Annotated in this window: 18 protein-coding genes; 9 read left to right on the plus strand and 9 right to left on the minus strand. The window is 64.5% G+C overall.

Annotated features, from left to right (window positions below; translation table 11 throughout):
• From MHM88_RS23165 to MHM88_RS21385, 5 genes are all read right to left on the minus strand, one after another.
• Window positions 1-132: hypothetical protein (locus MHM88_RS23165; RefSeq protein ID WP_370687527.1), on the minus strand; the 132-nt coding region annotated here is incomplete at its 3' end.
• Between the two features lie 348 nt (window positions 133-480).
• The gene (locus MHM88_RS21370) at window positions 481-1,257 is read right to left on the minus strand and encodes a gamma-glutamyl-gamma-aminobutyrate hydrolase family protein (RefSeq protein WP_370645759.1); all 777 of its coding nucleotides are present in this window, start codon (window positions 1,255-1,257) and stop codon (window positions 481-483) included.
• A gap of 277 nt (window positions 1,258-1,534) precedes the next feature.
• On the minus strand, window positions 1,535-1,960 hold the full coding sequence (locus MHM88_RS21375) for a heme-binding protein (protein ID WP_239324133.1): 426 nt from the start codon (window positions 1,958-1,960) through the stop codon (window positions 1,535-1,537).
• A gap of 62 nt (window positions 1,961-2,022) precedes the next feature.
• Complete coding sequence (locus MHM88_RS21380) at window positions 2,023-4,152, minus strand: malate synthase G (protein WP_239368849.1); 2,130 nt, start codon at window positions 4,150-4,152, stop codon at window positions 2,023-2,025.
• Between the two features lie 292 nt (window positions 4,153-4,444).
• A complete protein-coding gene (locus tag MHM88_RS21385) occupies window positions 4,445-4,663 on the minus strand; it encodes a hypothetical protein (RefSeq protein ID WP_239368851.1) in 219 nt (72 codons plus the stop codon).
• Between the two features lie 122 nt (window positions 4,664-4,785).
• On the opposite strand from MHM88_RS21385, the gene pepN reads away from it, so the two are divergent.
• The 3 genes from pepN to MHM88_RS21400 all read left to right on the plus strand — a co-directional run bounded on the left by pepN (window position 4,786) and on the right by MHM88_RS21400 (window position 9,324).
• Complete coding sequence (gene pepN, locus MHM88_RS21390; RefSeq protein WP_239368853.1) at window positions 4,786-7,350, plus strand: aminopeptidase N; 2,565 nt, start codon at window positions 4,786-4,788, stop codon at window positions 7,348-7,350.
• Complete coding sequence (locus tag MHM88_RS21395) at window positions 7,343-7,795, plus strand: hypothetical protein (protein WP_239368855.1); 453 nt, start codon at window positions 7,343-7,345, stop codon at window positions 7,793-7,795. Before pepN ends, MHM88_RS21395 begins: the two co-directional genes overlap by 8 nt.
• Window positions 7,796-7,986: 191 nt before the next feature.
• Window positions 7,987-9,324: a hypothetical protein gene (locus MHM88_RS21400; protein ID WP_239368857.1), complete on the plus strand. Its 1,338-nt coding sequence runs from the start codon at window positions 7,987-7,989 to the stop codon at window positions 9,322-9,324.
• 75 nt (window positions 9,325-9,399) lie between these two features.
• Here MHM88_RS21400 and MHM88_RS21405 read toward each other — a convergent pair whose 3' ends face one another.
• Window positions 9,400-11,748: a Tex family protein gene (locus tag MHM88_RS21405; RefSeq protein WP_239368859.1), complete on the minus strand. Its 2,349-nt coding sequence runs from the start codon at window positions 11,746-11,748 to the stop codon at window positions 9,400-9,402.
• A 291-nt stretch (window positions 11,749-12,039) separates the two neighbouring features.
• On the opposite strand from MHM88_RS21405, the gene gatB reads away from it, so the two are divergent.
• Entirely contained in the window at window positions 12,040-13,548 is a 1,509-nt protein-coding gene (gene gatB, locus MHM88_RS21410) for an Asp-tRNA(Asn)/Glu-tRNA(Gln) amidotransferase subunit GatB (RefSeq protein WP_239368861.1), read from the plus strand.
• Window positions 13,549-13,677: 129 nt separating this feature from the next.
• On the opposite strand, the gene MHM88_RS21415 is transcribed toward gatB, so the two are convergent.
• Window positions 13,678-14,139 (minus strand): hypothetical protein, encoded by a 462-nt coding sequence (locus MHM88_RS21415; protein WP_239368863.1) that lies wholly within the window; start codon window positions 14,137-14,139, stop codon window positions 13,678-13,680.
• A 66-nt stretch (window positions 14,140-14,205) separates the two neighbouring features.
• The gene (locus tag MHM88_RS21420) at window positions 14,206-15,186 is read right to left on the minus strand and encodes a hypothetical protein (protein WP_239368865.1); all 981 of its coding nucleotides are present in this window, start codon (window positions 15,184-15,186) and stop codon (window positions 14,206-14,208) included.
• 95 nt (window positions 15,187-15,281) lie between these two features.
• On the opposite strand from MHM88_RS21420, the gene pepT reads away from it, so the two are divergent.
• Both pepT and MHM88_RS21430 read left to right on the plus strand, forming a co-directional pair.
• Complete coding sequence (pepT, locus tag MHM88_RS21425) at window positions 15,282-16,526, plus strand: peptidase T (RefSeq protein WP_239368867.1); 1,245 nt, start codon at window positions 15,282-15,284, stop codon at window positions 16,524-16,526.
• Between the two features lie 76 nt (window positions 16,527-16,602).
• Entirely contained in the window at window positions 16,603-17,178 is a 576-nt protein-coding gene (locus MHM88_RS21430) for a DUF4177 domain-containing protein (RefSeq protein ID WP_239368869.1), read from the plus strand.
• Window positions 17,179-17,228: 50 nt separating this feature from the next.
• Here the strand turns inward: MHM88_RS21430 and MHM88_RS21435 are convergent, their stop codons facing one another.
• Window positions 17,229-17,483 (minus strand): BolA family transcriptional regulator, encoded by a 255-nt coding sequence (locus tag MHM88_RS21435; protein WP_239368871.1) that lies wholly within the window; start codon window positions 17,481-17,483, stop codon window positions 17,229-17,231.
• A gap of 117 nt (window positions 17,484-17,600) precedes the next feature.
• On the opposite strand from MHM88_RS21435, the gene MHM88_RS21440 reads away from it, so the two are divergent.
• The 3 genes from MHM88_RS21440 to cobS all read left to right on the plus strand — a co-directional run bounded on the left by MHM88_RS21440 (window position 17,601) and on the right by cobS (window position 20,425).
• Window positions 17,601-18,227: a DnaJ domain-containing protein gene (locus MHM88_RS21440; RefSeq protein WP_239368873.1), complete on the plus strand. Its 627-nt coding sequence runs from the start codon at window positions 17,601-17,603 to the stop codon at window positions 18,225-18,227.
• Between the two features lie 313 nt (window positions 18,228-18,540).
• Entirely contained in the window at window positions 18,541-19,143 is a 603-nt protein-coding gene (locus MHM88_RS21445) for an isoprenylcysteine carboxylmethyltransferase family protein (protein ID WP_239368875.1), read from the plus strand.
• Window positions 19,144-19,438: 295 nt separating this feature from the next.
• On the plus strand, window positions 19,439-20,425 hold the full coding sequence (gene cobS, locus MHM88_RS21450; RefSeq protein WP_239368877.1) for a cobaltochelatase subunit CobS: 987 nt from the start codon (window positions 19,439-19,441) through the stop codon (window positions 20,423-20,425).
• Window positions 20,426-20,548: the final 123 nt, after the last annotated feature.

Here is a 20,548-nt window from a genome sequence, read left to right on the forward strand (position 1 = left end):
CCCCGCAGCCTCACCCGCGCCAGCCTCGATACAGCACTCAAACCCCAGCTTCTGAAGATCCTTGGCCGAGGCTGGCGTCATCGCTACACGCGACTCGCCCTCGGCTATCTCTTTTGGTGTGCCTATTTTCACCAGTCGTCCCCCTGTCTGCACCGACCACGGCGGTCAGGTGCGCACGTTTCGCAAATACACTGCATAAGGTGCGCAAGAATATTGCGCAAGCTTTTCGCTGCGTCGCGGCACATCTTCGGCGATCCCCACGGGTGCAGGGCCGACAGGCCTCAACCGCCGCGCACGCGCGCTCAAAGCAACAGATGTTCCGGCGAATGAAAAGCATGGATCACGAGAATTTTTGCCGATTGCGACAAAACAACCGCGTTTTCCGTCACCCTGCGCAAGAATCTCGCCAAAATGTCTTTCTGCATTTGCCAAAAAGACGCCTTGGCACAGCTGGCCCGTTGCGCCCGTCGCAGCGCCCCCTCAGGCAGAGCGTTGCAGAGCCGCCGGGCGGGTGCCCCCGGCCCAGGCCCGTGCGGCCTCTCCGAAGGCCTCGAACAAGGGGCGCGAGACCGGATCCTCACCAGCGCGATATTCCGGGTGCCATTGCACGGCGAGGCTGAACCCGGGCGCGTCCTTGACATATATCGCTTCCGGGGTGCCATCCTCGGCCTGTCCTTCGACCACGATGCGCGCCCCTGGTGTCTTGATCCCCTGCCCGTGCAGCGTGTTGGTCATGACCTCGCGCGCGCCGAGCAGGCGATGGAACAGGCCGCCCTCGACCAGGGTCACCGGGTGCCGCAGGGCGAACTTCTCCTCGATGCTGCCATCCGGCGGCATGCGGTGGTTCATCCGGCCCGGCAGGTCGCGGATCTCGGGGTAAAGCGTGCCGCCCATCGCCACGTTGACCTCCTGAAAGCCGCGGCAGATCCCGAAAAACGGCTGGCCCCGCTCCACGCAGGCCCGCACCAGCGGCAGGGTGATGGCATCGCGGGCACGGTCGAAATCGCCATGCGCCTCGGTCGGGTCCTCGCCATATTCCTCCGGGTGCACGTTGGGACGCCCGCCGGTCAGCAGAAACCCGTCAAAGCTCTCCAGCAGTTCCGCAACGCTGACATAGCGCGGGTCGGTGGGGATCAGCAGCGGCAGACAACCGGATACATTCGCCACCGCATCCGAATTCATGGTGCCGCCCGCATGGGTCGGGTATTGATCGTTCATCAGGTAGGAATTGCCGATAATGCCGACTTTGGGGCGCACGCTGGAAGTCTCCGGAACAAATGGACGCTATTGGATCAAAGGTCACGGTAGCGTGACGGCCCATCAGCGCGCAACTCTTTAGCGTGGCGCAAGCCCCTGTTCACTGGTGCACAGGGGCGACAGATCACAAAAACAGCAGCAGGCGCCGCCTCTCGTCCATGCATAGGGGCTGCGGCAACGCGGTGATGCTGCCCTCTCGCACCAAGGGCGGGCAAAGGGCTGCTCCAGGCGTATTCCCCGAAGCAGCCCCGCGTTTTCAATCCGACAGGTGTGCGGCTCAGATCTCTGCGGTGAGACCTGCGGCCTCGACACCTGCCTTGGCCGCCACCGCGTCATTGTCGGAGGTATCGCCGGTCACGCCGACAGCGCCGATCACCGCGCCGGTGTCATCGCGGACCAAGACGCCGCCCGGCACCGGCACAACCTGTCCCCCGTAGACACCGTTCACCGCTGCCATGAAATAGGCCTGCTGTTCGGCCCGGGCCATCTGCGCGGTGCCGGCCATGCCCAGCATCACCGCGCCATAGGCCTTGCCCTGGGCGATCCCGAACCGGCCCGGCGCGGCGCCATCCTCGCGTTCAAACGCCAGCACATGGCCGCCCGCATCCAGCACCACGACGGAGAGCGGCTTCAGGTTCATGTCGCGGCCCTTGGCGCGGGCGGTCTCGATGATGGTGCGGGCCTGGTCAAGAGAGAGGCTCATATCTGCAAATCCTTGGTCGGGAAGAAGAAAGGCCGGGGAAAACCCCCGGCCTCGAAACCATGTCAGCCTTGCGCCTTCAGTTCAAGGCGGCGGGCGTGCAGCACCGGTTCGGTATAGCCCGAGGGCTGGATACGGCCCTTGAACACCAGATCGCAGGCGGCCTGAAAGGCGACACCATCAAAGCCCGGTGCCATCGCGCGATAGCTGGGATCGGAGGCATTCTGACCATCCACCACCGCGGCCATCTTCTGCATCGCGGCCATCACCTGCTGTTCGGACACCACGCCGTGGTGCAGCCAGTTGGCCAGCGCCTGACTGGAGATCCGACAGGTGGCGCGGTCTTCCATCAGGCCGACATCGTTGATGTCCGGCACCTTGGAACAGCCGACTCCCTGATCGACCCAGCGCACCACATAGCCGAGGATGCCCTGGGCGTTGTTCTCGATCTCGCGGGCGATGTCCTCCTCCGACAGGTTCTGGCCGTCCATCACCGGGATGGTCAGCAGATCGTCGAGCGTGCCACGCGCGCCGCCCGCCTTCAGCGCGTCCTGACGGGCCAGCACATCCACCTTGTGATAATGCGTCGCGTGCAGGGTCGCGGCGGTCGGCGACGGCACCCAGGCACAGGTGGCGCCGGATTGCGGGTGGCCGATCTTGGCCTCCAGCATCTCGCCCATGCGGTCGGGCATCGCCCACATGCCCTTGCCGATCTGGGCCCGGCCCTTCAGCCCGCAGGCCAGACCGATGTCGACGTTGCGATCCTCGTAGGAGGCAATCCAGGCGGTGCCCTTCATTTCGCCCTTCCGCAGCATCGGTCCCGCCTCCATCGAGGTGTGGATCTCGTCGCCGGTGCGGTCCAGGAAGCCGGTGTTGATGAAGGCAACGCGGGATTTTGCGGCGCGGATGCATTCCTTGAGGTTGGCGCTGGTGCGGCGCTCCTCGTCCATGATGCCGATCTTGACGGTGTTGCGCGGCAGGCCCAGCGCATCCTCGACATGGTCAAAGATCTTCACCGCAAAGGCGACCTCTTCCGGCCCGTGCATCTTGGGCTTCACCACATAGACCGAGCCGTGCAGCGAATTGCCGCCCTCGGCCTTGAGGTCGTGCATGGCGCAGAGCACCGTGATCATCGCATCGAGGAAGCCTTCGCCGGCCTCGCGCCCGGCGCTGTCCAGCACCGCCGGGTTGGTCATCAGATGGCCAACGTTGCGCACCAACAGCAGCGAGCGCCCCTTCAGCGTGGCCTCTGCGCCCGTGGGCGTCTTGTAGGCCACATCCTCGTTCAGCACCCGGGTAAAGCTCTTGCCGCCCTTGGTGACGTCTTCGGCGAGGTCACGCTTCATCAAGCCCAGCCAATTGGAATAGGCGGTGACCTTGTCCTCGGCGTCGACGCAGGCGACGGAGTCCTCGCAGTCCATGATGGTGGAGAGCGCCGATTCCAGCGTGATGTCATTGATCCCTGCGGCGTCATCCTTGCCGATGTTGCCTGCGGCGTCGATCTCAAGGATCGCGTGCAGCCCGTTGTTTTTCAACACAATACGTGTCGGAGCACCTGTATTGCCGACATAGCCCGCGAACTGGCTGGCGTCTTGCAGCGCCGGAACCAAGGCGCCATCCTCGACCCGCAGGCCGGAAATATCGGACCAGGAGCCGCTCGCCAGCGGGAAGGTCTCATCGAGGAAACCACGGCCCCAGGCGATAACGCGGGCGCCGCGCGCGGCGTCATAGCCCTTGCCGGTGGGCAGGTCGCCCATCGCATCGGTGCCATAAAGCGCATCATAGAGGCTGCCCCAGCGGGCGTTGGCCGCGTTCAGGGCAAAGCGCGCATTGGTGATCGGCACCACCAGCTGCGGTCCCGGCACATGCGCGATCTCGGGGTCCACATGGGTGGTCTCCACCTCGAAATCCGCGCCTTCGGGCACCAGATAGCCGATCTCCTGAAGAAACGCTTTGTAGGCCGCTGCGTCATGCGGCTGGCCGCGGCGCTCCAGATGCCAGGCGTCGATCTTGCCCTGGATCGCCTCGCGCTTGGCCAGCAGGGCGCGGTTCTCGTCGCCCATGCCGTTCACCAGCCCGGACAGGCCCGCCCAGAACGCATCCGCGCTGACACCGGTGCCCGGCAGGGCCTTGTCCTCGACAAAGGCCGCCAGAGCGGAAGCCACCTGAAGTCCATTCCGTTCGATCCGACTCATTTTCCTGCTCCTCTCGGCGGTACACAATTGCATGCCGCCTGATACGGGAAAAGTTTCCGATCAGCAACAAATCCGGCACTCAGGAAATGCGAACGCATCTTCTCGTTTTTCAAGAAAGTGTTCCGGGATTTCCGATTTCACCCCTCCTGACCAGCGGCATGGAACAGGGCCGGGGCAAAACTGGCGCGTTGTTCGCAGCCTCCCCGCCCCGGCCCCTGGCGCGCTGCCGGACCGCCCGGCGCGCTCAGCCTGGCGGGGCGGCGGCCGATCATGCGGAGGTGGTGCGGGCCTCTTATTCGCCCGCGGTGCCCCCTGTGCCGGCTGCGTCATCAGTTGATGTCTCCACGTCGCCGCCAAGCAGCGGTTGCCCGTCATCGGTCAGATCGTCGGCAAACCCGAACAGGGCCAGCCCCAGAACGATCAGCGCCAACAGAGCCACCAGCCAATACAGCCCGTAACGGCGCTGGCGCACTTCCTTGCGGGTGGTCATCGGGGTCTCTGCATCGGACATGATACTCTCCTTTTTGAACAAAGAGACGAAGGGCGCTTGCCCGACTGTCTCCGGTTGCATACCTCTGGTGAACAACGCACGCGCCCCGGCGCAGGTTCCCAGAAATCGCGAAGGATGTATCCATGAAAGACGCCGCCCCAAGCACCGAGCCCGAGACCTTCTACCTGAAGGACTACACCCCCTTCGGCTATGTGGTGGAGAGCGTCGAACTGGTCTTTCGCCTCGCGCCGGAGGCCACCCGCGTGCTGTCGAAAATCCGGTTCGCGCCCAGGGACGATGCGCAGGACCGGCGGTTTTTCCTGCATGGCGAGCAGCTTAAGCTGATCTCTTCACGTATTGACGGAACCGACGTCACCCCCGAGGTCACCGATACGGGCCTCACCTGCGACGTGCCCGACCGCCCCTTCACCTGGGAGGCCGAGGTGGAGATCAACCCCAAGGCCAATACTGCGCTTGAGGGGCTCTATATGTCCAACGGCATGTATTGCACCCAATGCGAGGCCGAAGGGTTTCGCAAGATCACCTACTACCCCGACCGCCCCGACGTGATGGCCACCTTCAGCGTGCGCATCGAGGGCGACGAAAAGGTGATGCTGTCCAACGGCAACCCGGTGGATGCGGGCAGCGGTTTTGCCGAATGGCACGATCCCTGGCCCAAACCGGCCTATCTCTTTGCCCTGGTGGCCGGTGATCTGATCAACCATTCCGACCGCTTCACCACCCGCTCGGGCAAGGAGGTTCTGCTCAACATCTGGGTGCGTCCGGGCGATGAACACAAATGCGATTTCGGCATGGAGGCGCTGAAAAAGTCGATGACCTGGGACGAGGAGGTCTATGGCCGCGAATACGACCTGGATGTGTTCAATATCGTCGCCGTGGATGACTTCAACATGGGCGCGATGGAGAACAAGGGATTGAACATTTTCAACTCGTCCTGCGTCCTGGCCAGCCCTGAGACCTCCACTGATTCCAATTTTGAGAGAATTGAGGCGATTATCGCCCATGAGTACTTTCACAACTGGACCGGCAACCGGATCACCTGTCGCGACTGGTTCCAGCTCTGCCTGAAGGAAGGCCTGACGGTCTATCGCGACGCCCAGTTCACCGCAGACATGCGCTCCGCCCCGGTGAAGCGGATCGAGGATGCGATCGACCTGCGCGCCCGTCAGTTCCCCGAGGACAACGGCCCCCTCGCCCACCCGGTGCGCCCCGAGTCGTTCCAGGAGATCAACAATTTCTACACCGCCACCGTCTACGAAAAGGGCGCCGAGGTGATCGGCATGCTGAAACGGCTGGTCGGGGATGACGCCTACTACACCGCGCTTGATCTCTATTTCGACCGTCACGACGGGCAGGCCTGCACCATCGAGGACTGGATCAAGGTGTTCGAGGACAGCACCGGCCGCGATCTCCAGCAGTTCAAGAACTGGTACAGCCAGGCCGGCACGCCGCGCCTGTCGGTGGAGGACAGCTATGACGACGGCACCTACACGCTGACCTTCCGCCAGACCACGCCGCCGACGCCCGGTCAGGACCACAAGGACCCGAAGGTGATCCCGATCGCCGTGGGGCTGCTTGGCCCCGATGGTGACGAGGTGGTCCCGACAACGGTGCTGGAGATGACGGAGGCCGAACAGAGCTTCCGCTTTGACGGGCTGTCGGCCCGCCCGATCCCCTCGATCCTGCGGGATTTCTCGGCGCCGGTGATCCTGGCCCGCGACACCTCGGCGCAGGAACGGGCCTTCCTGCTGGCCCATGACACCGATCCGTTCAACCGCTGGGAGGCGGGCCGTGAACTGGCCAAGGCCTCGCGCATCGCCATGGTGACCGAGGGCGCAAGCCCCGACGCACAGTATCTGGAGGCGCTGCAATCGCTGGTGCGCGACGACACGCTGGACCCGGCCTTTCGCGCGCTGGTGCTGACACCGCCCAGCGAGAGCGAGATCGCCCAGGCTCTGGCCGACCGCGGCGTGACCCCCGACCCGGATGCGATCCACGACGCCGCCGAGACCTTTGCCCAGACGCTTGCCCAGAGCCTCTCGGACAGCCTGCCGCGGCTGTTCTCGGCCACCCAGGTCGAAGGCCCCTACCAACCAGAGGCCAGGGACGCGGGCCTGCGGGCGCTGAACGGTCGGCTGCTGGCGCTGCTGACCCGTATCGACGGGGGCGATGCCGCCGCCAAGCAGTTCGAGTTGGCCGACAATATGACCGTTCAGAACACCGCCCTCGCCTGCCTGCTGAAGGCCGAGAAGGGCGACACCCAGAGCCAGGCGTTCTTTGACCAATGGCAGGACGACCGGCTGGTGATGGACAAATGGTTTGCCTTGCAGGTGGCCACCGCCCGCCCCGACCGCGCCCCCGCGGTGGCGGCAGAGCTGACCCGGCATCCGCTGTTCACCATCCGGAACCCCAACCGGTTCCGCGCGGTGATGGGGGCGCTGTCGATGAACCACGCCGGGTTCCATCAGGCCAACGGCAGCGGCTATCGGCTGCTGGCGGATCAGCTGATCGCGCTCGACCCGCTGAACCCGCAAACCACGGCCCGCATGTGCACCGCCTTCCAGACCTGGAAACGCTATGATGCGGAGCGCCAGGCAAAGATCCTGACCGCGCTGGAGCGGATCAAGTCCACCGAAGGGCTCAGCCGCGACACCAACGAGATGGTCAGCCGGATTCTCGATGCCTGACCGCGGTGCCCCTGCCCCGGGCGTGTTCCGCTTTTGTCGGGACGCGCGGTCGGCCGGAACGGTTCTGGTGATCGCCGGCTGGGCCGGGGTGGTGGCCGCGCTCTGGCTGCTGTTCGAGGCGCGCGGCTGGATTGTCGCGCTCCTCGCCCTGCCGCTCCTGCCCTCGCTGTGGGAGCTGTGGCGCAATCCCGAAGCCTGGTTCGAACTCACCGCCGACCGCCTGCGCTGGACCTCCGCGCGCAGCACCGCCGACATCGCGCTGGCGGAAATCGATCATGTGCTGCTGGTCACGCGCTGGGATTTCTCGATCCGTGCGACGGTTCACACCCGCGTCGGCACCCACCACCGCCTCCCGGCCGAAGTCACGCCAAAAGCCACGGCCCTCGAAGACGCGCTGACGCAGCGCGGGATTGCGGTGAAAAGACAGCATTTTACTGTTCTCTGAGACGCATCAATCGGCCGGAATTCGCCAGCATTTCCCGGGCCTTCGGCAAAATGCCGCGCTTTTGCCGCCATTTGCTGACCTGGCGCCGGAATTGATCCGGCGAACACCCCGTCGCTGCCATGTTTGCGCCCCAAAGCTTTCCGACAGTCGGACCCAGACCAAAGACTGCTGCACATATCTGGGACCAGCTGATGCCACTTTCTGCACCACCGGCAAAAGACGGTTTGAAAAAGGCGCTTCGCCTCATCTCGACGCGCCTGCCGCCTCTGCGATCCCCCGGCGGGATTCGCCTGCCGCACCTGCCGCTGCCGCGCGCCCTTGCTACGGGCGCGACCGACGCGGCCGAGGCCACAGCCCCGCTCAGCCTCGAGGATGTGCTCTCGATCCCGGTGCCGGCGACCAATGCCGAGGATGAGGCCGCCGATGCCGCCATCGCCAAGGGTCAGTTCCTGGCCCGTCAGGAACTGTGGGAAGACGCCGAGGCACGGATCATCGCGGCGGACACCGCCCGCGATGCCACCCCCGGCGGCACGCCGATCGCCGATCTCCTCGCCTACGGGGCGCGGGCCGACGTCGTCAACGCGGTGGAACACGCGCTGTCCGAAGGGCTGCCGCTGACCGAGCGTGTCACCCTGGATGGCATCATGTCGCTGGAGCGCATGCGGCTGGAATGCGCCCGCACGCCGGTGATGTCCACGGTGGTGGCGCTGGCGCATCTCGATATTTCCTGGGCCTGTCGCCGCGCGGCCAGGCGCAAGGTGAACCGGCAGCGCAGCGCCATCCTGTCCCGCGCCGAGGCGCATCAGAGCCGCGCCCGGGCCCTGCTGGAGCAGCTGCCCGACGAGGCCGCCCAACAGCCCTTTGTCGCCGCCGCGCGCTGTGCGCTCTACAGCGCAGGCGGCGCAGCGGAGCCACGGCAGATCGCCGATGACTATATCGACCTGATCCGGCTCGATCCCTGCAACCCCCGCCATCAGCGCGCGCTTGGCACGCATTTGGCCGAGCAGGGCACACACGGGCTGTCGGCGCTGGACCTCGAAGCCCGCCGCGTCGCCGCGCTGGTCCAGGATCACTGGGGTGCGGCGGGATATGCCTGGGTCTATTTCGACGCCCTGGCCCAGTCCGACGCCGCCTGCCTCGGGGTCGATGTGGCGTTTTTCCTCGATGGGATTGCCGACATCGTTGCCCGCGCGCCCAGCCAGGATCGCATCAACCTGATGTCGGCCTACTGCAGCATCGCACTGAAGCCGCGCCCCGACAGCCCCCCCGCAGCGGCACAGGTGCGCGCGCAGATCGCCGAGGCCGCCCATTGGCTGATCCGGGACCACCTGCGCGAGTTGCACCCGATGATCTGGGCCCATGCCTCGGCCGGCTTTGACAATGACGCGCCGGTGCGTTCGCTACGCCAGTTCGCCGAACGCGGCCGCATGGACGCGCTGCGCGCCATCGCCGATCTGTTTCGCGACGAGATCGAAGCCGGCTACCGGGTGGTGTTCACCGCCGATGGCCCCGAGGTCACACCCGGCTAACCAGAGAGGCCTCGGCCAGGCTTGAGGGGGCGGCGGTCGGCGCGCGACAGCACGCACGCAGGCCGCCGCGCGCCGCTATTTCTTCTTGAACGCATCCATCAGGGCCGCGCCCAGCGCCCCGGTGTCATTGCCCGGTTTACCGCCCTTGGGTGCCGCGGACATCTTGCCCCTTGGCGCCTGCGCACCGCGCCCCCTGGGGCCGCCCTTGCTGTCGCTCTTGGCGGGACCGCGGGCATTGCGGTCGTCCCGGGCCGAAGCGCCGCCATCCTTTTTCATGGTGAGACCGATGCGTTTGCGCGGCACGTCGACCTCGACCACGGTAACCTTCACCACCTGGCCGGTTTTCACGATCTCATGCGGGTCCTTGACGAATTTGTCGGCCAGCTGGCTCACATGCACCAACCCGTCCTGATGCACGCCGATATCGACAAAGGCGCCAAAGGCGGCAACATTGGTCACTGTGCCTTCCAGCACCATGCCGGGCTTGAGGTCGGTGATCTCCTCCACCCCATCGGTAAAGCTCGCGGTCACGAAAGAGGGGCGCGGGTCGCGGCCCGGTTTTTCCAGTTCGGCAAAGATGTCGCGCACCGTCGGCAGGCCGACATCGCCAGAGACAAAGGTCTCGGCGCGCACCGATTTCAACGCCGACCCATCGCCCATGATCTGACGAATGTCACGCCCGCAGGCGGCAACGATCTTGCGCGCCACGTCATAGCTTTCGGGGTGCACGGCAGAGGCATCCAGCGGCTCCTTGCCGCCCTGGATCCGCAGAAAGCCCGCACATTGCTCAAACGCCTTGGGGCCGAGGCGCGCGACTTTCAGCAGCTCCTTGCGGGTGGCAAAGGCGCCGTTGATGTCGCGATGGGCCACGATGGCTTCGGCCAGCCCGGGGCCAAGGCCCGAGACATGCGCCAGGAGCGGCGCCGAGGCCATATTGAGGTCGACGCCCACCGCGTTCACCACATCCTCAATGACTGCCTCCAGCGATTTCGACAGCTTGTGCTGGTCCACGTCATGCTGGTACTGGCCGACGCCGATGCTCTTGGGTTCGATCTTGACCAGTTCCGCCAGCGGATCCTGCAGGCGCCGCGCGATCGAGACCGCCCCGCGCAGGGACACGTCCAGATCCGGGAACTCCCGCGCCGCCAGTTCGGACGCGGAATAGACCGAAGCGCCAGCCTCAGACACCACCACCTTGGTCGGGGCTTTGACCTTGGCAGGCAGGTTCTTGATGACCTCGGCCACCATACGTTCGGTTTCGCGGCTGGCGGTGCCATTGCCAATCGCGATCAGCTCAACGCCATGTTCCGCAATCAGCTTCAGGATGGAGACCTGCGCCCCGCGCAGATCGTTTTTGGGTTGAAACGGGTACAGGGTCTCGGTGGCCACCAATTTGCCGGTGGCGTCAACCACCGCCGCCTTGACGCCGGTGCGAATGCCCGGGTCCAACCCGAGAGTCGGTCGCGCACCGGCCGGCGCGGCAAACAACAGATCCTTGAGGTTGCGTGCAAAGACCGCGATGGCCTCGTCCTGTGCCCGCGTGCGCAGATCGCCCATCAGCTCCAGCATCATCGACAGCGACAATTTCACCCGCCAGGTCCAGCCCGCCACCTTGCGCAGCCATTTGTCCCCCGGAGCACTGCCGCGCACATCCAGCACCGCCGCAACCATCTCCTCGGCCCGGGTCACGCCGTCGTCGCCCGGGGGCGCGATGTCCAGCGTCAGGATGCCTTCGTTCGAGCCCCGCAGCATCGCCAGCGCCCGGTGCGAGGGCGTGGTTTTCCAGGCCTCGGAGTGTTCGAAATAGTCAGAGAACTTCGCCCCCGCCTGTTCCTGACCCTCGACGACCTTGGCGCTCAGCACCGCCTCGGATTGCATATAGGTCCGCAAACGCCCCAACAGATCGGCGTTTTCGGTCAGACGTTCGGTCAGAATGTCACGCGCACCATTGAGGGCCGTTTTGGTATCGGCAACCGCCTCGGACAGATAGCCCGCCGCCAGCGCCTCGGGATCGGCTGCGCGATCCGCCAGAATCGCATCCAGCAGCGGCTCCAGCCCGTTTTCCCGCGCGATCATCGCCTTGGTGCGGCGCTTGGGCTTGTAGGGCAGATAGATATCTTCCAGCTGCGCCTTGGTCTCTGCCTTGGCGATGGAGGCCGCCAGATCATCCGTCAGCTTGTCCTGCGACCGGATCGACTCGAGGATGGCCGCACGGCGTTTCTCCATCTCGCGCAGATACTCCAGCCGCTCCGACAGGGTGCGCAGCTGGGTGTCGTCCAGCCCACCCGTGACCTCCTTGCGGTAGCGCGCGATGAAGGGCACGGTCGCGCCTTCGTCCAGCAGCGCCACGGCGGCGCTGACCTGTTTGGCGCTGGCGCTGATTTCACCGGCGATGGTCTGGCTGATGCGTGCGGATGTGTCCAAGGCGGCCTCCTTTTGAACTGCTCGGGCTGCCACTTCTAGCCCTGCCGGCACACGCCGCCAAGAGGCTGAATCGCCGCCAAGCCATCCTTCGCTGAGGGCAGCACACGTCCGCGGCCGAAGCGAAGCGCCCGCCCATGGGGGCGGACGGGCGCTGCCCGGGCTTGCAGCCCGTACAAAAGTGGAAATATCGACCCGGCTCCCGGTTTCATGTACCCCCTGCCCCCTTGCCCCCTGCCGCCCGCGGGCCTAGAACGCTGTGCAGACACAGATATACGGATACGGCGGAAAACCATGCTCGACCTGACATATGAACTCCCCAAGCCCAAAGTGATCGCGGGCGCCAAGCATGACTGGGAACTGGTCATCGGCATGGAGGTGCATGCCCAGGTCAGCTCCAATGCCAAGCTCTTCTCGGGCGCCTCGACCCAAGTCGGCGCCGAGCCGAACGCCAATGTCGCCTTTGTGGATGCGGCCATGCCCGGCATGCTGCCGGTGATCAACGAATACTGCGTCGAACAGGCGGTGCGCACGGGCCTCGGCCTCAAGGCCGACATCAACCTCTGGTCCGCCTTTGACCGCAAGAACTACTTCTACCCCGACCTGCCGCAGGGCTATCAGATTTCGCAGCTCTACCACCCCATCGTGGGCGAGGGCGAGGTGCTGGTGGAACTCGGCGACGGCACCGCCCGCACCGTGCGGATCGAGCGCATCCACATGGAGCAGGACGCCGGCAAGTCGATCCACGACATGGACCCGTCGATGTCTTTTGTGGACCTGAACCGCACCGGCGTGTGCCTGATGGAGATCGTCTCGCGCCCGGACATCCGTGGCCCCGAGGAAGCCGCCGCCTATATCGCCAAGCTGCGCCAGATCATGCGGTACCTGGGCACCTGTGACGGGAACATGCAGAACGGCAACCTGCGCGCCGATGTGAACGTCTCCATCTGCCGTCCCGGTCAGTATGAGAAGTATCAGGAAACCCAGGATTTCTCCCATCTCGGCACCCGTTGCGAGATCAAGAACATGAACTCCATGCGCTTTATCCAGCAGGCGATCGAGGTCGAGGCCCGGCGTCAGATCGCCATCGTCGAGGCGGGCGGCGAAGTGGAGCAGGAAACCCGGCTCTATGATCCCGACAAGGGTGAAACCCGTTCGATGCGCTCCAAGGAAGAAGCGCATGACTACCGCTATTTCCCCGACCCGGATCTGCTGCCGCTGGAAATCGAACAGGATTGGGTCGACGGCATCAAATCCGCCCTGCCCGAACTGCCGGACGAGAAGAAAGCCCGCTTCATCAAGGACTTCGGCCTGACCGATTATGACGCCTCCGTGCTGACCGCCGATGTGGAGAGCGCCAATTACTTCGACGCCGTGGCCGAGGGCCGCAGCGGCAAGCTGGCCGCGAACTGGATCATCAACGAACTCTTCGGCCGCCTCAAGAAGGACGACAAGGAGATCACCGAAAGCCCGGTATCACCGGCGCAGCTCGGCAGCATCATCGACCTGATCGCCGCCGACACCATCTCCGGCAAGATGGCCAAGGAGCTGTTCGAGATCGTCTATACCGAAGGCGGCGACCCGGCGGTTATCGTCGAAGAGCGCGGCATGAAGCAGGTGACGGACACCGGCGCCATCGAGGCCGCGCTGGACGAGATCATCGCCGCCAACCCCGCCCAGGTGGAAAAGGCCAAGGTCAACCCAAAGCTCGCCGGCTGGTTCGTCGGCCAGGTGATGAAAGCCACCGGCGGTCAGGCCAACCCCAAGGCTGTGAACGAGTTGGTGGCCAAGAAACTGAGCTGAGGCTTAGACGTTCCAAGTTAAACGAGGGCGGCCCATCGGGTCGCCCTTTTGCGCTCTAGAGCATAGGGCAGCGCTCGCCCGAGGTGGGGGCAAAGCCCCCGCCTAGGGGGCGGGCGGGGGCTGCCCGGCCTATCGTCCGGGCGAACTCAACCAATCAAGCGCCCATTGCACCAGACCTTCGATCCCTTCTTTAAGTTTCTTTTTCGCAACGCCCGATATCACCTGTCCGACAGCCATACGCGGGGCCGCAGATTGCTCCCAATAAAGTCGAAGTGACACAGCAACCTGAGCCATCCGGTAGTCGATATCTCTGCGAATCTGGCTCTTGATCGCGGAGTTTCCTGCAATAAACTCCCGCTGGATCATACCGTCGAGGTCATCCAACAGTTTTTCAAAAACAGCAATCGCTTCCGGCGCCATGGGAACACGACTACCCGCCGTGTCCTCCTTGATCTGCGCCAATCCGCGCCGGAGATCTTCCATCAGCTCCGCAAGCCGTGTCTCGTCCGATGATCGAATATCACGCAGAGCACCAAAGCGCAGCAAAGTGGCCGAGAAATGACTGTGGATCAGGTCCAGCAGGTTTTGCACCGTCCGCTGAAACGGAATGTTCAGCGGGCCAAGCTCCGCTACAGTTTCTGAACTCTGCGCGTACCCCTATAAAATCTCCCCACAATCAATAATCCAGCCCACATTGAGTTGGATGAGCTGCCGTGCCTTGGAGGTCTCCGTCAGCACCTCTTCAAAATAGGTCAGGATGCCGCCTGCTCCTTGAAGGGACCGCCCCTCCCGGTCAACTGCGCGCATAAATGTCTCGATTTCATGCCTTTGTTGGTCCATGCCAGCCACGAAATCCGAAACCGCGTCGGGATCTTTGAGATGCTTCAGGTCCTCTGCGAAAGGCAGCAGCTCCATCAGGTGACGGATGTCGTTGAAACCGAATTGCCCCAGCGCAGCACGCAGCAATGTAGTTGCTTCGCCCTGCGTCTCAGTTGAAACACGATAGCTGTGCTTTTCCTCAAGCTTTTCAATCACCCCCGCTACACGCTCCGCCCCCTTGTCCCAATCCGCGGGGGCAATCAAGGCGATGTCCTGCATCAACTGCCAATGGCTCTGCCAGTCACCCGTCAGCGGGCGGCCCGCAAGCACGGCCTCATACCAGCGGATCCAGAAGCTGTAGCCGGGATTGGCCTGCATCCAGGTCCGACCGCTGGTCCAAGCGGTTGCAATCCTGTCGGGGATCTCTTCCGGCCACAGTGGCAGCGTCAGCAGGTCGTCCCCGTGATCAATTCCCTGAATATCTTGACGGAGAAGACTCATAATTTCGGCGTCGGCGGCGGCGTAGGCGGCGGAGGCGGCGGCGTTTCTGATATCCGGGGTTGGCATTCTGCCCGCAACCCCGGATATCAACATGCTGCGCAATGACGGTAAGGGTGTCACATCACCTGTGCGCGCCCAGTCCTGCCGCATCGCCGCAGCCCAGATCGGAAACACCCGCAGCGCGCAGCGTGTCGCCAAAGTGACCGCGACCTCATAGCGCCGGTCCTCTGGCTGCGCCTCAAGCCACGCCGCAAAACTCTCGCGATCCGTAATTTCTTCAACCTGAACCATTGCCTGCCCAAATCCGTCCGCATCCAATCCCTCCACCCTGCCCCGGCGCGTGCTGCTCGGCAAGGGCGCTTGACCTCCCCGCGCCCCTCGGCAATCTTGCCGCCATCAGCAGGAGCTTATGGATGACCACGCCTTTTACGGACGCGCTCGAAGCCCGTCTTACCCGCTATGCCGCCATCGACAGCCAGAGCGATGAAACCTCCGACAGCACCCCCAGCACCGCACTCCAGTTCGACATGCTGCACCTGTTGCGGGACGAGCTGACCGCGATGGGGGCGCAGGATGTCACCCTCACGGAGTATGGCACCGTGCTCGCCACCATCCCCGGCACCACGCAGGCCCCGACGGTGGGCTTCCTCGCCCATGTCGACACCGCGCCGCAGTTCAATGCGACCGGCGTCAAACCGCGCGTCATCAAGGGTTACAACGGCGGCGACATCAGCTTTCCCGACGATCCGGACCTGGTGCTCTCCCCCGCCGAGCACCCCTATCTGGCGACGAAGATCGGCCACGACCTGATCACCGCCTCCGGCACCACGCTGCTGGGTGCGGATGACAAGGCCGGCGTGGCCATCATCATGACCATCGCCGAACATCTGCTGCAAAACCCCGATGCCCCCCGCCCGCCGATCCGCATCGCCTTTACGCCCGACGAGGAAATCGGCCGTGGCGTGCAGCCCCGGTTGGAGCAGGACCTCAGGGCCGATTTTGCCTATACGCTCGATGGTGGCAGAGTGGGCGAGGTCGAATATGAAAGCTTTTCTGCCGACCGCGCTGTGGTGAAAATCACCGGCGTGTCAATCCACCCCGGCTTTGCCAAGGAAAAGATGGTCAACGCCATCCACCTCGCCTCCAAGATCATCCAGACCCTGCCGCAGGCCACGATGACGCCGGAAACCACCGACGATCGCGAGGGCTTCATCCACGCCACCGACATGCTGGGCGGCTCCTCCGAGATGGAGCTCCGCTTCATCCTGCGCGATTTCGAACTGGACGGGCTGGAGGCCAAGGGCGCCCTCCTGCGTCAGGTCTGTGCCGCGGTCGCCGCGACCGAGCCGCGGGCGGAGATCACCTGCGAGATCACGCCGCAATACCGCAACATGCGCTACTGGCTGGAACAGGACATGACCCCGGTGGAGCTGGCCCATGCCGCCTGCCGCGATATCGGGCTGGAACCGGTCTCGGTGCCGATCCGCGGCGGTACCGACGGCTCCCGGCTGACAGAGTTCGGCACGCCGACGCCGAATCTCTTTACCGGCATGCAATGCATCCATGGCCCCTTGGAGTGGATCTCGGTTCAGGATATGTCGCTGGCGACGCAGATGTGCCTGAAGCTGGCAGCGCGTGCCGCTGCCGTGCCAAAGTGACAGATGCCTCTGATCTTCTTTCTCTCCGCCCCGCACAGCTGCTAGGCTGGTGTCGTGGGCCGCATAGGAACATGTGATGCAGAACTACGAGTATAAGGTCGTCCCCGCTCCTAATCGCGGCAAGAAGGCCCGCGGTGTCAAAACCCCGGAGGCCCGCTTTGCCAACGGAATTGAGGGCGTGCTGAACGAGATGGCCGCACAGGGCTGGGAGTTCCAGCGCGCCGAAATGCTGCCCAGCGAAGAGCGGTCGGGCCTCACCGGGACCAAGACCACCTGGCGCAATATTCTGGTGTTTCGCCGCGCCCTTACCGCCCCCGGCCTGACAGAGCCCACGCCCGCCGCCGCGGCGGATCCCACGCCTGCCGCCGACGCAACAGCCGAGGCCGCGGCCCCCGCAGCCACGTCAGAGCCGGACGCGCAGCGGATTGCCGAGACGCCGCGCGTCTCCCTTCCCGACGCCCAGCACGCCCCGGAACCGGCGCCGCTGACGGCGATCGCCGGCGACCCCGAGGCCCCGCCCGAAGCGGTCCCGGTGCCTGGTCCCGGCGCTCGCCGCATGGTTGCCGACGACGGGGTCGAGGAACTGAGCCCGGTGTCGGGCCTCACGGCGGCGCTCAAGGCCCGCGCCAGCCGCGGCAAACCGCAGGACTGAGCCCCGATGATGACGGACCGGCCACCGCGCGAGCGGCCGGTCCCCGTGCCTTAGGCGCCGATGTCCAGTGCCAGGGCGTGGATTCGCGGCACGATGTCGCCCAACGCCTTGTGAACGGCGCGATGCTGCGCCACCCGGGTCATGCCCTGAAAGGCCTCCGCCCGGATCAGCACGTTAAAATGGCTTTCGCCTTTGCCGTCGTGCCCGGCATGCCCGATATGGCTGTCGCTGTCGTCCACAACCTCCAAGCGACTGGGCGCAAAGCTCTTCTCCAGGGTTTCTTCGATTTCGTCTCTTACGCTCATTGCAGCGTCACTCCGCCTGTTGTTCATAAAACTGTGCCCGCCCCCCTTTTATCTCTCGACCGTTAGACTAAACTGCTGCCTCCGAGTCGAACAGATGCGTCTAGAAGGTGCTCCCGCATGACCAAATCCGATCCCTTTGGCTTCGATATGTCCATTCGCTCCGCGAAAAAGAAAAATCCGCGCGGGCGGCGGAGCATGTCCAGCGCCTCGGAAACCTCCGTGCGGGTCTGCGATCACCCCGGCTGTGAAGAACCGGGAAAGTTCCGCGCCCCCAAGGCCCCCGATGTGCTCGACGACTTCTACTGGTTCTGCCAGCAGCATGTGCGCGAGTACAACCAGAAATGGAACTTCTTCGAAGGCACCACCGAGGCGGAGATGAATGCCCAGGCCTCCAAGGACAAGGTCTGGGAACGCACCACCAAGCCGCTAGGCGACCCCGAGGCCCGCGCCTGGGCGCGTCTGGGCATCGAGGACCCGCATCAGGTGCTGGGTCAGAATGCGACCAAGAACCCGGGCAAGAACGGCCAGTCCGCCGGCCGCCGCCTGCCCCCCACCGAACGCCGCGCGCTGGAGATCCTCGAAGCCAAGGACGACTGGTCCAAGGCCGAGATCCGCAAGGCCTACAAGAAGCTCATCAAGGTGCTGCACCCGGATATGAACGGCGGCGACCGCAGCCAGGAAGAGCAGCTGCAAGAGGTCATGTGGGCCTGGGATCAGGTCAAGGACAGCCGCAGCTTCAAATAAGGCGACCGCCCGCCGGCAGCCCCCCGCGCCCGGGGCGCTGTCTCGGGTCGCTGTTCGGCCCTTCCCGAAACGGCTCTGGCCGCCGATGTTTTCCCGCCCGGGCCGTCATGGCGCCGGGCGCCTTCTTTTTGGGCAGCTCTCACAGGCGTGAAACGGCTTGAGCACAGGCAGATGCGGGAATGCAGGATTTTCTGTTACATTGAGTTGTTACGCGATGCGTCAACCCGGGCACGCCCCGGCGCACAACCAGATCCGAGGGGCCGCGCGCCCCGGAGTGTCAGTCCAGATCTTCAGAAAGGGATTCGAAGACGCCATGTTGTACGACCTCGTCCTGACCTTGCATGACATTGCTCTCCTCGTGGCCTGCGGTGCGGCCGTGGCCCTGGCCGCCCATCTTGGCTACAGCCTGAAGCGCCCCGACCTCGGGCTCTGGCCCGCCGCCGAAGGCTGGCGTCACCATCTGGCCTTTGGGCTGTTCCGGGTGTTCTGCGGCGCAACCGTGGTGTTTGCCCTGACCGAAATCGGGGTGAACGGCTGGGGCCACTGGGCGCGCTACGTGGTCGGCCTGCCGATCATGGTGATGGCCTTTGGCATCACGCTCTGGGGCTATCGGTTCCTCGGGATCGACAACACCTACTGCGACAACGGCGGACTGGTGACCGGCGGTATGTACGAATACTCCCGCAACCCGCAGTATGTGACCTCCGTGCTGGCCACCGTCGGCCTCGGCATCACCACCGGATCCTGGATCACCGTGGCGCTGGCGGTGGTGCTGTTTGCGCTCTATTTCCTCTTTGTGCTGAACGAGGAACGCTGGCTGCTGAAGGGCTATGGCCAGGCCTTTGCCGACTACATGCGCTCGACGCCGCGTTTTGTGGACGAACGCAGCCTCGAACGCCTGCGCGCCGCGCTCTGACCCTGCCCAACGGCGAAACCCGCCGCGCCCCCTCCGCCACAGACGGCCTCCTGTCCTGGGGGCCGTCCTGCGTTTGGGCCGATGTGTACGCGGCCCTTGTATTGGCGGGTTTTGCCGCTACCTGCACCGCACTGCGGCTTTGGCGTATCAACACAACGGTTTCCCTTGCCCTCCCGGGCATCTTCAGGCACCAATCCTGCGATTACGCGCAAGACGCATCCCGATAGAGACCGACGGGCCACCTGACAGACGCCAATCGCCCGCGCCCGAGACTGACAAGACAAGGACTGACCCCATGACCGACGGCCTGCTGGATATGAACGCAAAACCGACCGAGACGATCTCGGTGCGTGAGGTCTTTGGCATCGACACCGACATGACGGTGAAAGGGTTCGCCGACGGCACCGACCGCGTGCCGGCGCTGGACCCCACCTACAAGTTCGATCCCGACACCACGATGGCGATCCTTGCCGGTTTCAGCCACAACCGCCGCGTGATGATCCAGGGCTACCACGGCACCGGCAAATCGACCCATATCGAACAGGTCGCCGCACGCCTGAACTGGCCCTCGGTGCGGGTCAACCTCGACAGCCACATCTCCCGGATCGACCTGATCGGCAAGGACGCGATCAAGCTGCGCGACGGCAAGCAGGTCACCGAGTTTCACGAAGGCATCCTGCCCTGGGCGCTGCGCAACCCGGTGGCGATCGTGTTCGACGAATATGACGCGGGCCGCGCCGACGTGATGTTCGTGATCCAGCGCGTGCTGGAACATGACGGCAAGCTGACGCTCCTGGACCAGAATGAGATCATCACCCCGAACCCGTTCTTCCGCCTGTTTGCAACCGCCAACACCGTGGGTCTCGGCGACACCACCGGGCTTTATCACGGCACCCAGCAGATCAACCAGGCCCAGATGGACCGCTGGTCGCTGGTGGCGACGCTGAACTACCTGCGTCACGATGCGGAAACCGCAATCGTCCTGTCCAAGGCGCCGCATTACAACACCGAGAAAGGCCGCAAGCAGATCGCCCAGATGGTGACCGTCGCGGACCTGACCCGCACCGCCTTCATGAACGGCGACCTGTCGACCGTGATGAGCCCGCGGACCGTGATCAACTGGGCGCAAAACGCCGAGATCTTCCGCGACATCGGCTATGCCTTCCGCCTGTCCTTCCTCAACAAATGCGACGAGCTGGAGCGCCAGACGGTGGCAGAGTTCTACCAGCGCTGCTTTGACGAGGAACTGCCGGAGAGTGCTGCAAACGTAAGCCTCGGCTAAGGAGCGGGGGTCGGACGGCTGCGCCGTCCGACCGGTGCCGAGGCCCCCTCGACGGGGGCCTCGGCACCCTGCCCCGGCGGGGCGGGACCAGTCATTGTTCAAATGACTGGACAGCGCCGCGCA

Origin of the sequence: Epibacterium sp. MM17-32 (assembly GCF_022348205.1) — a bacterium.
Lineage (GTDB): Bacteria > Pseudomonadota > Alphaproteobacteria > Rhodobacterales > Rhodobacteraceae > Epibacterium.

What these genes read in the sequence shown, in the direction of transcription:
- MHM88_RS21375 (WP_239324133.1), bottom strand. Translation starts at nt 1,960, where the DNA reads ATGAGCCTCTCTCTTGACCAGGCCCGCACCATCATCGAGACCGCCCGC.
- MHM88_RS21380 (WP_239368849.1), bottom strand. Translation starts at nt 4,152, where the DNA reads ATGAGTCGGATCGAACGGAATGGACTTCAGGTGGCTTCCGCTCTGGCG.
- MHM88_RS21385 (WP_239368851.1), bottom strand. Translation starts at nt 4,663, where the DNA reads ATGTCCGATGCAGAGACCCCGATGACCACCCGCAAGGAAGTGCGCCAG.
- pepN (WP_239368853.1), top strand. Translation starts at nt 4,786, where the DNA reads ATGAAAGACGCCGCCCCAAGCACCGAGCCCGAGACCTTCTACCTGAAG.
- MHM88_RS21395 (WP_239368855.1), top strand. Translation starts at nt 7,343, where the DNA reads ATGCCTGACCGCGGTGCCCCTGCCCCGGGCGTGTTCCGCTTTTGTCGG.
- MHM88_RS21400 (WP_239368857.1), top strand. Translation starts at nt 7,987, where the DNA reads ATGCCACTTTCTGCACCACCGGCAAAAGACGGTTTGAAAAAGGCGCTT.
- gatB (WP_239368861.1), top strand. Translation starts at nt 12,040, where the DNA reads ATGCTCGACCTGACATATGAACTCCCCAAGCCCAAAGTGATCGCGGGC.
- pepT (WP_239368867.1), top strand. Translation starts at nt 15,282, where the DNA reads ATGACCACGCCTTTTACGGACGCGCTCGAAGCCCGTCTTACCCGCTAT.
- MHM88_RS21430 (WP_239368869.1), top strand. Translation starts at nt 16,603, where the DNA reads ATGCAGAACTACGAGTATAAGGTCGTCCCCGCTCCTAATCGCGGCAAG.
- MHM88_RS21435 (WP_239368871.1), bottom strand. Translation starts at nt 17,483, where the DNA reads ATGAGCGTAAGAGACGAAATCGAAGAAACCCTGGAGAAGAGCTTTGCG.
- MHM88_RS21440 (WP_239368873.1), top strand. Translation starts at nt 17,601, where the DNA reads ATGACCAAATCCGATCCCTTTGGCTTCGATATGTCCATTCGCTCCGCG.
- MHM88_RS21445 (WP_239368875.1), top strand. Translation starts at nt 18,541, where the DNA reads ATGTTGTACGACCTCGTCCTGACCTTGCATGACATTGCTCTCCTCGTG.
- cobS (WP_239368877.1), top strand. Translation starts at nt 19,439, where the DNA reads ATGACCGACGGCCTGCTGGATATGAACGCAAAACCGACCGAGACGATC.